At 48.3% G+C, this 15156-nt stretch carries 20 protein-coding genes; all 20 read left to right on the forward strand.

Annotated elements, in window-relative coordinates:
- Positions 1–75: 75 nt before the first annotated feature.
- Entirely contained in the window at positions 76–525 is a 450-nt protein-coding gene (locus MDMS009_RS05090; RefSeq protein ID WP_008290150.1) for a phage virion morphogenesis protein, read from the forward strand.
- Positions 526–755: 230 nt separating this feature from the next.
- Positions 756–1208, forward strand: coding sequence for a hypothetical protein (locus MDMS009_RS05095; RefSeq protein ID WP_154646946.1), 453 nt, complete (start codon positions 756–758; stop codon positions 1206–1208).
- On the forward strand, positions 1208–1786 hold the full coding sequence (locus MDMS009_RS05100) for a hypothetical protein (protein ID WP_008290118.1): 579 nt from the start codon (positions 1208–1210) through the stop codon (positions 1784–1786). The genes MDMS009_RS05095 and MDMS009_RS05100 overlap by 1 nt, the downstream gene beginning before the upstream one ends.
- Before the next feature lie 173 nt (positions 1787–1959).
- Complete coding sequence (locus MDMS009_RS05105; protein WP_008290138.1) at positions 1960–3054, forward strand: phage protease; 1095 nt, start codon at positions 1960–1962, stop codon at positions 3052–3054.
- Complete coding sequence (locus MDMS009_RS05110) at positions 3054–3455, forward strand: hypothetical protein (protein WP_008290156.1); 402 nt, start codon at positions 3054–3056, stop codon at positions 3453–3455. The genes MDMS009_RS05105 and MDMS009_RS05110 overlap by 1 nt, the downstream gene beginning before the upstream one ends.
- Before the next feature lie 37 nt (positions 3456–3492).
- On the forward strand, positions 3493–4563 hold the full coding sequence (locus MDMS009_RS05115) for a Mu-like prophage major head subunit gpT family protein (RefSeq protein WP_008290173.1): 1071 nt from the start codon (positions 3493–3495) through the stop codon (positions 4561–4563).
- 66 nt (positions 4564–4629) lie between these two features.
- Positions 4630–5052 (forward strand): hypothetical protein, encoded by a 423-nt coding sequence (locus MDMS009_RS05120; protein WP_008290141.1) that lies wholly within the window; start codon positions 4630–4632, stop codon positions 5050–5052.
- Positions 5053–5067: 15 nt separating this feature from the next.
- Positions 5068–5487 carry a gp436 family protein gene (locus MDMS009_RS05125; RefSeq protein WP_008290132.1) on the forward strand — a complete coding sequence of 140 codons (420 nt, stop codon included), beginning with the start codon at positions 5068–5070 and terminating at the stop codon, positions 5485–5487.
- A complete protein-coding gene (locus MDMS009_RS05130) occupies positions 5484–6047 on the forward strand; it encodes a phage protein Gp37 (protein ID WP_008290165.1) in 564 nt (187 codons plus the stop codon). The genes MDMS009_RS05125 and MDMS009_RS05130 overlap by 4 nt, the downstream gene beginning before the upstream one ends.
- A gap of 3 nt (positions 6048–6050) precedes the next feature.
- Entirely contained in the window at positions 6051–6299 is a 249-nt protein-coding gene (locus tag MDMS009_RS05135; protein ID WP_008290139.1) for a DUF2635 domain-containing protein, read from the forward strand.
- A gap of 2 nt (positions 6300–6301) precedes the next feature.
- Positions 6302–7768: a phage tail sheath subtilisin-like domain-containing protein gene (locus tag MDMS009_RS05140; RefSeq protein ID WP_008290164.1), complete on the forward strand. Its 1467-nt coding sequence runs from the start codon at positions 6302–6304 to the stop codon at positions 7766–7768.
- 15 nt (positions 7769–7783) lie between these two features.
- A complete protein-coding gene (locus MDMS009_RS05145; RefSeq protein ID WP_008290154.1) occupies positions 7784–8134 on the forward strand; it encodes a phage tail tube protein in 351 nt (116 codons plus the stop codon).
- 4 nt (positions 8135–8138) lie between these two features.
- Positions 8139–8519, forward strand: a complete 381-nt coding sequence (locus MDMS009_RS05150; RefSeq protein WP_043887794.1) for a phage tail assembly protein — start codon at positions 8139–8141, stop codon at positions 8517–8519.
- Between the two features lie 81 nt (positions 8520–8600).
- A complete protein-coding gene (locus MDMS009_RS05155; protein WP_008290161.1) occupies positions 8601–10373 on the forward strand; it encodes a phage tail tape measure protein in 1773 nt (590 codons plus the stop codon).
- Positions 10373–11500, forward strand: a complete 1128-nt coding sequence (locus MDMS009_RS05160; RefSeq protein ID WP_008290153.1) for a DNA circularization protein — start codon at positions 10373–10375, stop codon at positions 11498–11500. The genes MDMS009_RS05155 and MDMS009_RS05160 overlap by 1 nt, the downstream gene beginning before the upstream one ends.
- Positions 11493–12515: a phage baseplate assembly protein gene (locus tag MDMS009_RS05165; RefSeq protein ID WP_008290121.1), complete on the forward strand. Its 1023-nt coding sequence runs from the start codon at positions 11493–11495 to the stop codon at positions 12513–12515. Before MDMS009_RS05160 ends, MDMS009_RS05165 begins: the two co-directional genes overlap by 8 nt.
- Positions 12515–13066 (forward strand): phage baseplate assembly protein V, encoded by a 552-nt coding sequence (locus MDMS009_RS05170; protein ID WP_008290167.1) that lies wholly within the window; start codon positions 12515–12517, stop codon positions 13064–13066. Before MDMS009_RS05165 ends, MDMS009_RS05170 begins: the two co-directional genes overlap by 1 nt.
- Positions 13063–13524, forward strand: a complete 462-nt coding sequence (locus MDMS009_RS05175; protein ID WP_008290120.1) for a phage GP46 family protein — start codon at positions 13063–13065, stop codon at positions 13522–13524. Before MDMS009_RS05170 ends, MDMS009_RS05175 begins: the two co-directional genes overlap by 4 nt.
- Positions 13514–14578, forward strand: coding sequence for a baseplate J/gp47 family protein (locus MDMS009_RS05180; protein ID WP_008290140.1), 1065 nt, complete (start codon positions 13514–13516; stop codon positions 14576–14578). The genes MDMS009_RS05175 and MDMS009_RS05180 overlap by 11 nt, the downstream gene beginning before the upstream one ends.
- A complete protein-coding gene (locus MDMS009_RS05185; protein WP_008290129.1) occupies positions 14569–15156 on the forward strand; it encodes a YmfQ family protein in 588 nt (195 codons plus the stop codon). The genes MDMS009_RS05180 and MDMS009_RS05185 overlap by 10 nt, the downstream gene beginning before the upstream one ends.

Raw genomic sequence — 15156 nt, forward strand, 5'->3', positions numbered from 1 at the left:
ACCAGGTTGGCGGGTTTTTGATGCTATGGGCGTACGCGCCAGCATCGCAACCGATAAACATAGTATAGGTGAATAATGGCAGGCGCATCAATCAGTATCGACTATAGCTTCCCGGATAAAGCCATCGCCGCCCGGCTACGCGCCCTGGTCGATGCCGGTGAAGACTTGGAACCCGCCTTTATCGATATCGGTGAAGGTTTACTTAACAGCACCCATGATCGATGGGATCAGCAAGTCGATCCTGAAAGTAACCCATGGGAGCCACTCGATCCGAAATATCAGGCACGTAAAAAGAAAAACGCCGACAAGGTGCTGGTGCTAGAAGGATTCATGCGTGACACGCTAGCCTATAACACCAGCAGCCAGAGTATGGAAATGGGTACCAACCTTATCCAGGGCGCGACCCATCAGTTCGGTGATGAAGACCGAGGTATTCCCGCCAGGCCCTACTTGGGTGTGTCAGAAGACGATGAACAAATGATAATTGATACCCTTTACGAACACTTTCAAGATGCACTACGTTGAATCTCTGTGTGCCGTTCTAAGCTGTTTTAACTGTTGATGTGCGGTCAGTATTGGAATATAAAAGTATTAAACGATTGTGCGGGAATTTAAACGGGGTTAAGCGGTCTTTAATAGTGTTGCTATTGCTTGGATATGTAAAACTGTGACAATATGCCTTATTATGGATAACTACTAATAGGGAGTAACCCTGATGCTGATGGTTTGATTGGTGTCGGGTTTTTTTGTGCCTGATGGCAGACAAATATCAATCAAGAACAGACTTACTCGTTGAAAATGCATCGCTTCGGGGAAGTATCGCAACAATGCGAGCTGCTGAGTGGTCAAAAACTATAAGGTGGTTTATTGCTGGGTCAGCATTGGTTTTAGGGCTATATCTTTTATCGCCAGTTGCAATTTCATGGGCTGGTAAAACAACAAAAGCTGATATTGGCATTAACGCGAAAATCCACGCTGAAATTAACAAGGATGAAAAGTCAGCTGAAGAGAGTAGTTATCTAGTTGGCTTGCTCGGTGGTCTCTTTGGTGTGTTCGGGATTTTATATGGTAGAGGTCAGTCAAGACATAGAAAAAATGTGGTTGAACGCTATCAACCATATAAAGAGATGTATGAAAAAGAAGTGGACAGTAAGAGAACATCTAGTGACTTAACGCCAAGAGGCGAAACAAGACCGGAGGATGTGTGATGGATTCACAATTGAATGATTCAATATTACTGATCGCGTTATTTATTGGGATTTGGTACGCCTGGTTTGTTGAGTATAGAAGCTATTTGAACGACTCTACTCGTCAGCGCCTTTTTGATATACGTGATCAATTATTCAATGCCGCTGAAGCGGGAGAAATTGATTTTGATAATGAATTGTATTGCATTACACGCACGACTTTGAATGGGGTGATTAGATACACCCATCAGTTAAGTGCGATGCATTTTATCCTGACGTTATTTTTGGGCCGGAATGATATTAAAAATAGTCCTCAGTTAAAACGTTATCAAGAGCGTTGGGAGGATGCTTTCTTAAAAACAGAGTCAGAGCATCAAAAGAAACTGATATTAAAAGCCCAAAAAGAAATGCACCTTACTGTCTTTTATCACATTGTCAGAGGTTCACTCTTTTTAAGGGCGGTACTATATATGACGGCATTGCTCCTAATTCTAAAAAATCGCAAGATTGATAATGCTGTCACGTCAAAAAGTGTACGTAGTAAATGGACAATGCTGGATGCTGAAGCTAATTGCATAGGTCAAGCGGTTGCATCTTAACTTCTGATTGTTGCCGTTTTTATGCGTAGACGGTATCTTCAATAACAACAAATATTTAATGCCCTGAACTGTTTCAGGGCATTTTTTTTGCCCCGCATTCGTAGAGTGGCACCTGTTCTTGAAATAAACGACGAACAGGAGACTCGCCATGACATCATTCCCTCAAGGTCGCTATGCATAACGTAGCGCTTGCAATCTGCTCACTACTGGTCGGCACTGATGGTGCCGTCCAGTTATTTCCTGCTGGCAAGTTCGATGCCCCTCGCGGTGCGATGGCAGGGAGTGGCCCTTGGTATCTTGATGATGTTTCTGCAGCTGCACTTATTAATCGCGTTCAATCACGCAAGAACGACATCGTTTTCGATTACGAACACCAAACTTTGTTGGCTGCTAAAAATGGTCAGCCTGCACCCGCTGCCGGTTGGGGTAAGCCTGCCGCGTTGAGTTGGGTGCCTGATAAAGGTCTCATGTTGTCTAGTCCTGAATGGACACCAAAAGCCAACGGCTTCATCACCAACAAAGAATATAAATATATTTCACCCGTTTTCACCTATGACCCCAAAACAGGTCATGTCTTGGATTTACTTCATGTCGCGTTAACCAATAACCCAGCCATTGATGGAATGGATGATGTATTGGCAGCGGCTTCCCTTCTCCCGCAACCAAAACAAGAGGACGCTTCTATGAACGAGGAGACTTTAAAGCTGTTACGCCAATTATTTGGCCTTGCAGCTGATGCCGATGAATCAGCGGTGACTGCAGCTCTGACTGCTATGAATAAGCAGGTTACCAACATGGCAACCACATTGGAGCTGAAAGACACTTCAGGGCTTGCTGCGCTGACAGCGGTTAGCAATGCTCTCGGTGAGCTAAAGAAAAAAGCCGATAGCGCTGATGAAGCTGTTGCTGCTGCCACTGCGGCTACCCCCGACACCGCTATGGCTGTTATTAAAGAGCAAGGCGAAGAAATTGCTGCTCTGACAGCGCGCCTGGATGGCAATGACAAGGACGCCATGATTGCCGCAGCCAAAGCAGATGGCAAGCTCACTCCCGCCATGGAGCTGTGGGCTAAAGACCAGCCGGTTGATGTGCTGAAGTCCTACCTTAAATCAGCCGCCCCCATTGCCGCCCTGACAGGTAAACAAACCACCACACAGCAAGTCGATGACGACGGCAACCCCGTTCTGTCTGATGCGCAGTTGGCGGTTTGTACGCAATTGGGTGTCGAGCCAGCCGAATACGCCAAATCACTCAAAGGAGATAAGTAATGGCCGCATTAACCAAAGACCGTAATACCCCGCAACGGTTAGGTGAAGTTCACAACCATCCAGTGGCGGCATCAAGTGTCATCTTTGCTGGCTCTATTGTTGTGCTTGATTCATCTGGCAATGCTGAGGCTGGTTCAACGGCAACCGGTTTGAAAGCCGTAGGCCGTGCAGACCAGCACGTTGATAACGGTGCTGGCTCTGCCGGTGATAAAGCCATTGATGTACGCAAAGGCACGTTCTTGTTTGCAAACGATGGCTCGATTGACCGCACCGATATCGAAGCCACCGCTTACATCGTCGATGACCAGACAGTGGCTAACACTGACGACACCGGCTCCCGTAGTGCTGCAGGCAAGATTGTCGACGTTGATGTTGACGGCGTCTGGGTCAAATTCGACTAAGACTTCACTGGTTTAGCTAATTAATAAGGATGACACCATGAAAAAACTGATTCTCTTGCCGATGGCCATCGTCGGCGCTCTCGTAATGATGACCTCCGCGATGGCGGCTGACTGGTCATTGCCAGCCAGCCTAATGACCGGCCCTGCCTCATTGAATACGGCCATGATGGGTGATGCAATGCCAATGCTGGCGTTTGGCGGCATCATCATTAACAAACAGGCTATTCAAGATATTTTTATTGGCCTGAAAACCGTCTTCCATAACGCACTCAAAGCCCGAACCAGTAACTGGCAACTGACTGCGATGGAGGTCATGTCTAGCACCAAGACCGAAGACTACGCCTGGTTAGAACGTTTCCCGAAAATGCGTAAATGGGTGGGTGAAAAGCATGTCAAAGCCTTGAAAGCCGGTAAATACACTGCCACCAATGAAGATTGGGAAACGACCATCGCGGTTGATCGTAACGATATCGAAGATGACACCTTGGGTATCTACAACACCCAAGCCAATATGGCGGGTGACTCAGCGGGTGAACTGCACGACATCATCTTGGACGATCTGAAAAACAACGCCTTTATTAATGAAGGTCTTGATGGTCAGTACTTCTATGACACCGATCATGAAGTGAATGAAGATTCGGTATCGAACAAACTGACAGTGGCATTGAGCGCGGCAACATCAGCGGCTGCAGCGGCGTCTTACGGTGCGGCACGTACTGCAATGATGAAGTTCACCGATGACGAAGGCATGCCATTGCGTCTGGTACCCGACTTGCTCGAAGTGCCACCGGCTTTGGAAGCTGTCGCACGTAAATTGGTCGAAGCCGACAAGCTCGACGATGACAGCCCGAACCCCTACAAAGGCACAGCCAAAATTGAAGTCAATCCGGGGTTAACGTCTGATACTGTCTGGTTCCTCCACCACACCCGCAACGCTGTGAAGCCTTTCATTATCCAGATGCGTAAGAAGCCTGTCTTCGTCAGCCAGACGGATATGGAAAACGATGATGTATTCAATAAGCGTGAATACAAGTTTGGTGCCGAAGCGCGAGCGACTGGCGTGTATGGCTTCTGGCAACTGTCTGTCGGTTCCACCGGCGGCGCGTAGTTAATCAGCCTTTAAGACAACTTTATCAGGGCGGTTTTCCGCCCTGATAACCAAGATAAGGAACGCATGATGGAAAACTTACTACAACTGCTACGTGAGAAGGCATTCGACAAAAAGCCTACCGTCGAAGAACTGAAAAAGTTTGATGGTCTGGACAGCATTACAGCCAAAGAGCGTGATGAAGCCTGGAAAGTCATTCAGGACGAAAAGCAGGCTCAGTCTAAAACGAATTCAGAAGCTGATGATAATGGGGGTGGCGGTGACTCAGACAAAAACAGCACAACCACAACAACCACTACAACCGACAGTGACCCTGATTCTAAACCAAGCACCAAACAGAACGCTTTACCACACTACCGTGTGACCGTGATGCGGGATGGGTTTCGTCGTTTAGGTCGTGCCTGGTCAGGCAGTGATGATGTCGAGCTGAGCGAAGAAGAGGTCGCCATCCTGGAAGCCGATCCGATGTTCAGCGTTGTCGAGCTATAAGCGGATATCTCAACGATGCCTTACTGCACACAACAAGACCTGGTCACCCGATATGGAGAGGATGAACTGATCCAGCTTACGGATAAGCAAAACACGGGTCAGCTGGACACGGACGTCATTAATTTAGCCATTGCCGACTCAGACAGCATGATTGATGGTTATCTGGGTGGCCGTTACAGCCTGCCGATTGACCCGCTGCCAAGGTCATTGGTGCGTATTGCTTGCGAAATTACACGCTATTACTTGTACGAAAATCTAGCGCCCGATGAAGTAAAAGACCGGTACAACGAAGCAGTCAAGTCACTCAAAAGCATCGCCCGTGGCGAATTGAGCATTGGTATCAGTACAGAAGGTGCCAAACCTCTCAGCCAAAACACAGTGAAAATCAACACCGGTGGCAATGTCTTTAACCGTAAAGATAAGAGCTTTATATGAACAGCATTAGCACCGTTGAAGATCACATCATTGAAAAAGCACAGGCGTTATTTGGCAATACATTAAGCGCTGCTGAAGTGTTACCCAGCGCGTTGAACTTGGCAGTACTGAAACAGTTGGTTGCCTCAAACAGAACGCCGGGCGTTTACACCACGTTTCTCGGTGGTCAAGGCAACTCACGCGGTAGCCTCAATGGCCGTTTTGATGTGTATGTCATCACCCGTCACGTTGGTAACCACAGCGCCCGGCGTCGAGGTGACACAACCACCATTGGTGCTTATGACATTTTAGCGGCACTGATTCCTAAGCTGCATGAATCGACGATTGCAGGGGTCGGTTCACTGGCGCTGAAGAATGTCAGGAATCTGTTTTCAATGCAGCTGGAGCAAAGCTTCAAAGCCACGATGTATGCCGTCACTTTTGAGTTGCCAAATATGCCATTTCCTAATGACTTTGACCCATCAACGTTGGCTGATTTTGTCACCTTTCATGCTGAACATTCATTGGTCGACGGCGACGACGAACCCGACGCTATTGACCACATAACATTGGAGCAATAAACCATGCCAGACCGAATTTTTATCAAACCCGCCAAGCAGGCTGTCAATGTGCGAAAGCTACGCGGCGGTCTGTTAAATCAGCACGGTGAATACGTGCCACGTGAAGTGTATTACCTGAAGCGGATAAAAGACGGTGATGCGATTGAGCTAACCAGTGACGCCGACATTAAAAAAGCGTTGGCCAAGGCTAAAACGGATGCCAAAAAAGCCGTTGCTGCCAAACCCACAGATTCAACTGATAAGGATGCATAAGCATGGCTATTTCTTTTGATACGATTCCTGAAAAATTACGTCTACCGTTTACAGCCATTGAGTTCAGTAATCGGTTGGCAGGTAATGCCAATATTGATTTTAAAATGCTGGTTATCGGTCAGCGACTGTCAACCGGCACGATTCCAGCGGGGCAAGCAGTTCGTGCCAATAGCCCTGAAGAATTGGAAGCGTATTTTGGTCGAGGCTCTATGTTGGCTGAAATGGGCAAGGCACAAATCAATGCCGATCAGTTTACTGAAAAGTGGTTCTTGGCTTTAGATGATGCATCAGGCGGTGAACAAGCAACCGGGTCAATCACCGTTACTGGCCCGGCCACGCGAGGAGGCACAGTCTTTCTTTACATCGCAGGCTATCGCTTACTCATTGGTGTTGACGCTGCTGACACGGATGAAGATATTGCCAGCGCTATCGTTGCAGCCATTACGGCAGAGACGACCTTACCGGTAACAGCCGAAGTTAATGGTGCAGAGTCGACTGAGGTCGATATCACTTGTAAGTGGAAAGGTGAAACCGGCAACGATATTGATATGCGACTCAATTTCTACGATGAAGCCTTGCCTGATGGTGTCGGCCTCACCTTTGTGGCCATGTCTGGCGGTACCGGTAATCCTGATCTTACTGATGTGTTCACTGCTATTGGTGATGAATGGTACAACTGGCTTGCAGTGCCTTATACCGATACAGCCAACTTAGTGGTGCTAGAAGCCGAAGCAGAAAGTCGCTGGGGGCCAATGCGTGCCATCGGCTTTCGGGCATTTACTGCGTTTAAAGGCACCCACTCAGAAACCGGGACTTTTGGCAGTGGACGAAATGGCCCACACGTCACCTGCATGGGTACCAATGACTCACCGACTCCGCCTTATCTATGGGCTGGCGTCAATTGTGTTGTCGCTGCCGCTTCCTTGCAAATTGACCCGGCACGTCAGCTAAGAACGCTGGCATTGCCTGGTATTAAGCCACCGAAAAAAGAACTGCGTTGGGATGGTACCGAGCGTAATCAGCTGCTGTTCGATGGTATTGCTACTTACAGTGTTGATCGTGGTGGATTGGTACGAATTGAACGTCAAATCAGTATGTATCAAACCAATGCGTCCGGCTTTGCTGATGACAGTTATCTCAACATCAACACGGCAGAAACATTAGAACGCATCCGCTTTGAGCAACGGGCAATGGTGTCTCAAAAATTCCCGCGTCACAAGCTGGCGGATGATGATTTTGATATTCCAGCCGGTCAGGCGGTGGTGACGCCTAATGCCATGGAAGATGAGTTTTTAGCCTTGTATACCGTCTTTATGGATCGCGGCTGGTGCCAGGATTATGAAGGTTATAAAGCCACAATCATCGCTGAAATTCATGATGACGATCCAGACCGTCTGGATATGTATGACTCACCAAAACTCATCAATAACCTACGTGTCACGGCTGTGCACACTGAATATCGTCGTTAAATTTAGGAGTAAGCAATGAGCGAACAAGTCACAGGAAAAGTAAAAGTCAGAATTGACGGCGGTGTTATTGAGTCAGAAAACGAAGCCACGTTAGATCCGGGTGGTGTTTCAAGAGAACCGTCGAGCCATGGTGGCAAAACCTATTTCACCGAATCAGATTCACCACCGAACCTGAAGTTTAAAATCCTGCTCACGTCAACGGTTGACGTGACAGAGGTGAATAAGTGGAAAAACAAAACCGTCACGTTTATCACTGATACCGGCCAACGTTATTTAATGCGTAACGCCTTCACTGTGAATGTGATTGAGCATGGCATGACCAGTGCGGATGTCGAGATGTCAGGCGATATGGCGGAGAAGGTATAAACGCATGGCCACGATAACAATTTCACTCGAACACGGCGTCAAAATGGGCGATAAAACCCACACTACAGTCTTGCTGCGAGAGTTAACCCCTGGAGACATCATTGATGCGGGGCTAGCGTCTGAACGTGTCACGGCATCAGATGATGGCTATGTGTTTGCTGTCAGTCCGACATTGATGGGGCTTCATACCTTGGCGAAGCAGATTGAATCTATTGGTGATTATGACGGCATTGTTGATATTGATGACCTGCGTAAATTTCACCGTGAAGATTTTGAGCTGCTTCAGTTTCATGCAGAACGATTAGACCAGGCAGTGCTGGAGTCTGTCATGCAGCGGGGGAAGCATGATGCGTCTGGCGGAGAACCTGAACTGGCAGACGATTAAGTTCAGCCAGTACAGCCAGACGCCTCTTAACTACACATTAAATAGACCTTTAAGACTCTTTTATACGCAGCTAATGAAACGATGAGCCAAAACGACTTAACAACCAGCATCAACATCAACGCCGGAGGTAACTTCGGCCGCCAGATGCGTGTTAATGAAGACCGTTGGAAACGCTTTAGCAAAACAGGCCAACGTCAAATGGGCGTGTTGCGTAGAAGTGTCAGCAGCTTTGGTAACGGGCTTGATAAGTTAGGCAATCGTTACACCGCACTATTGACCGGTGCCGCTGGTGCCGGAACAGCCAAGTTTTTAGTCTCGCTTGAGCGTCGCTTCACTCGGCTAGGCATTCAAGCCAATATCGGTGCTGAAGCAATCGATGAACTGAAAAAGAAAATCTATGAAACGGCACAATCACCCGACATCAGAGTTGACCCAAGTCAAATCACCAGCGCGATTGAATCTATTGTCGAGAAAACCGGTGACCTGGACTTTGCTGAAGCCAATATCCGCAACATTGGTTTAGCCATCCAGGCAACCGGTGCAGAAGGCACATCGATTGGTGAAGTGCTAGGTGAGTTCCAGAAAATGGGCATCGTCTTGGAAAAAGACGTGCTTACGGCACTCGACACACTCAATGTGCAAGGTAAAGAAGGCGCGTTCACCTTGCAAAATATTGCGGCATTAGGCCCTCGTGTTGTCACCGCTTACACCTCGATGGGGCGGCAAGGTATTCCTGCTATTCGTGAGATGGGTGCGGCATTGCAGGTTATCCGTCAGGGTACCGGCTCATCAGAGATGGCAGCGACGGCTTTTGAAGCCTTAATGCGGACACTGAGTGATGCTAAGAAAATAGACATGCTCAAAAGCGGCGGCATCAAAATATTTGATGCTGAAGCTTTAAGTCGTGGCGAAGAAGTGTTGCGACCAATCAATGAAATCATGGTCGACATTATCAAAAAAACACAAGGCAAAAAAACACTGTTAAGCACCGTGTTTGATGCAGAAGCCATGCGTGCATTCAATTCTTCCACTGCCGAGTTCCAGCGCACTGGTGGGCTGGAAAGCTTAGATAAATTCATGAATGTCCACGCTGATGGCACCACCACATTAGAAGACTCGACCAGAGCAGCAAATGATGCCGCAGGCGCTATGCGAAACCTCTACACTGCCTGGCAACAATTTGCTGACTCAAACCTGACTACCTACATTCAATCATTGGCGGACACGATCAATGACATTGATAAAGAAACACTGGATATGCTCATCAAAGGTGCAGCAGGTCTGGTTGCAGTCGGTGGCACAGCTATCCTAGCGAGGAAACTCTATAAAGGTGGCAAGGGTATCTCCGACTTTGTTAAAGGCAGCAAAGCTAAATCCGCCATGGGTGGTGCACTAGGCGGGATGGATGGGGTAACGCCTGTTTATGTTGTCAATATGCGCGGCGGCATGGATCCAACGGGTATGGATCCAAAAAAGAAACCAAAAGTAAAAAAACCTAATCGTAGGCAAATGCTTAGAGCAGCGCCAAATATGAAAACAATAGCAGCGATGGGTGCCGGAGCGATGGGTACTGCTGGTTTAGCAGTTGGCGCTGCTGGTTTGGCAGGTTACGGAGCCGGTAAGGTTATTTATGATAATGCATTAGAAGGCACTGAGTTTGCTGACGCATTAGGCCGTTCGATTGCTAAAGCCTTGGCTTTGTTTGGTAATGATAATGCTCAGGCCGCATTAAGTGCGGAAAAACGCAGCCAACTGCAAATTGAAGTCACCGATAAGCGTGTCCAGGTCAAAAATATCCAAAGCGATGACATGGATATTAATGTCGATACTGGCCCTACAGTGGGGAATCTGTAATGGCCGAACAAGTATTGACATGGCGCGAGCAACTTCAACAATCCTCATTCCGTGGCGTTGAGTTTTATGTTGATGACCATACGCTCGAATTTGGTCGCCGTGTCCAGTTGCATGATTATCCCTTTAAAGATGATGCCTATGCCGAAGACTTAGGCGGCAAAGATGCTGTGTACTCCTTTCCTGCTTTTGTAGTGGGTGAAGATTACAGGCAGCAGCGTGACAAACTGATTGAGGCTTTAAACAAAAAAGGCTCTGGCACCTTAGTTCATCGTTACCTCGGACGTGTCCGTGTGCAGGCTGGCCCCAGCAGTTTGCGTGAAACCAATAAAGAAGGTGGTATTGCCCGATTTACTCTGACTTTTTACAAAGCTGAGTCACGCGCCAAGCCAACATCAAAAGTTGACACGCAACAACGCGTCAATGCAGCGGCCAAAAACGCACAAGCTGTAGTGAAGCAACAATTTACATCGGCATACAGCGTTACCGGCTTTCCAGGTTGGGTGAAAGAACAGGCGAAAACCGTCTTATCCGATATCGAGTCACGCTTTTCCGGATTAGGTGTTATCGATGCCACCATTGCCGATTTTGTTGGTTTGCCCGATGCCTTAGCGGGGCAGGTGATTGGCAGTGTCGGCAGTCTTTCTGCCATGACTCAGTTTCGTAAACTGTTCAGCTTTGGTAGCGAATCAGCCGCCGTGCCAACCACCACGCCAAGTCGTGTTCAGCAAGCCTCAAATCAGCAGGCAATCATTAACCTGGTACAACAATCATCACAAATTGAAGCGGCCAGAGTGGCTAGTACCCGTGATTATGACTCGGCTCAAGATGCGATTGCCGCACGTGATGAACTGTCTGAGGTATTAGATGAGCAAATGCAAGCGGCAGACGATGAGACCTATATCGCACTGCAAGATTTACGGGCTTCCATGGTTCAAGACCTGACAGAACGTGCCGCCAACCTCAAGCAAGTTCGTCGCTATACACCACAAGCGACATTGCCCTCATTAGTGATTGCGCATCAGCTCTACCAAGACGCTGATCGTGCAACCGATATCGTCTCTCGCAATAACATCGGTCACCCCGGATTTGTACCCGGTGGTCAGACTTTGGAGGTGTTGGATGCATGATGTCGCCTTGAAAGTGAATGGTCTGGACTGGTATGGCTGGGAAGAGGTTCGGATCAATCGTTCAATTGTTCAAATTGCGAATGAGTTTAATCTCAAGCTGACTGATAAATGGTCTGAAAACAGCGCGCCACGCCCTATTAACGATGGCGATTCCTGCAAGGTGACGATTGATGATCACACGGTCATCACTGGCTATATTGATGAAGTTGATCATAGCTATGATGACAGCACTAATGGCATTCAAGTAGCAGGGCGTGATGCAACCGGTGACCTGGTTGATTGTAGCGCGCCATCGTTTCAGTGGGCTGGTCGTAACCAATTAGAGGGTGCGTCAGTACTCTGTGAGCCATACGGTATTCCGGTGTCCTCAACGGTTGATACCAGCAAACCGTTTGCCACAATGAAATCAGATGAAGGTGAAAGCACCTTTGAAGTGCTCGATACCGTCGCTAAAATCAGAGCAGTACTGCTAGTGTCTGATGGTTTGGGTGGCCTAAAAATCACACGTTCCGGAACCCGACGCCTGAAAGGCAGTTTAGAAACCGGTGTCAACATTAAAGCCGGTAGTCGTAAACGCTCATCACGCGAACGCTTTAGTCACTACACGGTTAAAGGCCAAACCAGCAGTGCCTGGATAGATACGGTATCGGTGTCAGCTACCGTGGCAGATAAAGCCGTTACTCGTCATCGACCTAAAATTATTCTAGCTGAAGATGCCTTAGATGCCGCTGGCTGCAAAGCCAGAGCCACATGGCATAGAAATATTTCTGCAGCGAAAGCTCAGACATTTAATTACACGATGCTGAGCTGGTATTTAGACGATGAATTGATCGAACCCAATTGCCTTATCGCAGTGAAAGACCACTACCTGAATGTCAATCGTGACCTATTGATCGTAGGCATCACCTATATAGTTGATGATAAAGGGCTGCGCGCTGAGCTGATCCTTGGTTTGCCTGAAGCGTTTGAACTACAAGCCCTGCCAGAGCCAAACGATGAAGGCGGTGTCTGGTAATGCGTCGCTTACAGAAATTACTGTCACCATTAAAACGTGGCCTGCAACAAATGCTACGTGTCGGTGCCTTGCTTAAAGTCAATGACGCACCACCGATTCAAATGGTGCAGATCGAAACCTTATCTGGTGAGGTGATTGAGGTGCCTCGCATTCAAGATTACGGCATAACATCCGTGCCACTACCCGGAGCAAAAGGTGTCGTCGCGGCTATTGGCGGTAAAACCAATGGCTATGTTTGCATCAAGATGGATGATAAGCGCTATCGTCAAGTCAGTCTCAAGCCGGGCGAAGTTGCACTCTACGATAGTCAAGGACAACTCGTTCACCTCAAGCAGGGTGGCCTGATGGAGTTGATTGCCAACACACAAATCACGGCCAAAGTGCCGGTTTTTCGTATCGAAGGCCAACTGAACGTCACCGGCGACATTATCGATCACGTCGATAGCGATGGTCTGACCATGGCGAGCATGCGTTCTACTTATAACGGCCACAATCATAATGGCGATAGTGGCGGCACCACCAGTAACCCTAATCAGAGTATGACACCATGATGGATTTTGTTATCAAAATGGTGAATAAAAATGGTCGTCCACGCTTTGTGCTGGAAACCGATCCATTAAAAATTACCTACGTCGCGATACTGGAAACAGCCGTCATCGTGGCGCTTTTCACTGACAGACAAGCCGACTCAGATGACGTCATCCCCGATGGCACCAATGATAAACGTGGCTGGTGGGGCGATGCCTTGGCGTCTGTTTCTGGTGACTTGATCGGCTCACGGCTTTGGTTGTTACAACGTGAAAAGCAAACCGAGCCTGTGCGAAAAGCCGCTGAAGACTATGCCGATGAAGCCTTGCAGCATCTCATTGATGATGAAGTGGTTGATTCCGTGCAAGTCACAGCCAGTTACCCACGCGCTGAATGGTTAGCCTTAGATATCGACATCGAAACAGCAGACGGCCAGCTTTTAAATTTCAATTATGCCTGGGAGGCTTTCAATGGCGTTTAAACGTCCTTCATTGGCAGAATTACATGCCCGTTTAACGGCGAATATTGATAGCAGAACCGATGGTCAGCCACGTCTGCGCCGTTCACCGTTTAATATCTTTGCCACGGTCATGGCGGGTGGCATGCATGAGATGTATGGCTATCAAGCCTATAAAGCGAAGCAGTTATTGCCTGATAGCGCCGATGAAGCGCACTTTGGTCGTCTCGCATCAATTGAAGGCACCGAGCGAAACCCATTCGAATACGCGATCGGCCAATGTGAAGTCACCGGCACCAATGGCGCTGTTATCGAAGCCGGTAAAACTCTAAAACGTGCTGATGCGGTTGAATACACAGTCGATGATGAAGTCACTATTGTCGGTGGTGAAGCCGTTATTTCAGTCACAGCCGTTTTGCCAGGCGCTGAAGCCAATGCCATCGCTGGCGTTGCCTTAACCTTTGTCGATACCCTTGCCGGTATTAATGGCCAAGCCATCGTTGACGCAGACGGTATTAACAATGGTACCGACATCGAGCAGCTTGAAAGTTGGCGTCAACGTCATATCGAAAACATCCAGCAACCGGCTCAAGGTGGCGCGGCACATGACTACATTAGATGGTCAAAACAAGTGCCAGGTGTTACCCGTGCATGGCAATATCCGGGTGAGATGGGTGAAGGCACTGTCACCGTTCGTTTCGTGAGAGATAACGATGACAGCATCATCCCTGATGCGACTGAAGTGGAAGCGGTGTATGACTATATTTTTGAACAGCACCCTGTTACAGCCGGGATCTATGTTGTTGCCCCCATCCCTGTCGCTTTAGATTTAACTATCGCGTTGACACCGAATACCACGGTTGTCAAAGCAGCCGTTGAATCCGAAATAGCCGACTTACTTTCGCGAGAAGCGATTCCAGAAGATGGTAATGGCAAAGGCACTATCAAAGTCAGCCATATCCGAGAAGCGATTAGTATCGCTGCTGGTGAGACCGATCATGTTTTAGTTAGCCCGACAGAAGACGTCACGCTAACGCTAGGCCAAATTCTCGTGCCAGGTGATATCACATGGCAATAAAAACCCAGCAATACCTCACTATGCTGATGGCCTTAATGCCTCGCGGCCTGCTTTGGGACGATCTGCAACACGATCCTGACTTTATCGGCTTGTTCGAATCAACCGCTGAAGAGCTTGCCATCCTTCACGCCCGTGAAGATGACCTGTTAGACGAAGCAGACCCGCGTACCACCTATGAAATGCTTAATGAGTGGGAAGCCGCTTACGCGCTGCCCGATCCGTGCGTAGATGACGTGCAAACCCTTCAGCAGCGACTGGCTAGCCTATACGCCAAAGTGACCAATAAAGGGGGGCAAAGCATCCCGTATTTTATAGCCATTGCAGAATCGATTGGCTATCAAGTCACTATCACCGAGTTTTCGCGCTGGACAGTCGCAGACCGAGTCAATAAACCGCTTTATGGGCAGTCTTGGCAGTTTGCATGGCAGGTCAATGCGCCTGAAGAAACGATTAGCTATTGGAGAGTGAATGGCCGCGTCGATGAGCCATTAGCATCATGGGGCAATAAGCGCCTCGAATGCACACTCCATAGATTAAAACCCGATCACACCACACTCATTTTTTCCTACGGAGGATAA

This window comes from Methylophaga thiooxydans DMS010 (assembly GCF_000156355.1).
GTDB lineage: Bacteria > Pseudomonadota > Gammaproteobacteria > Nitrosococcales > Methylophagaceae > Methylophaga > Methylophaga thiooxydans.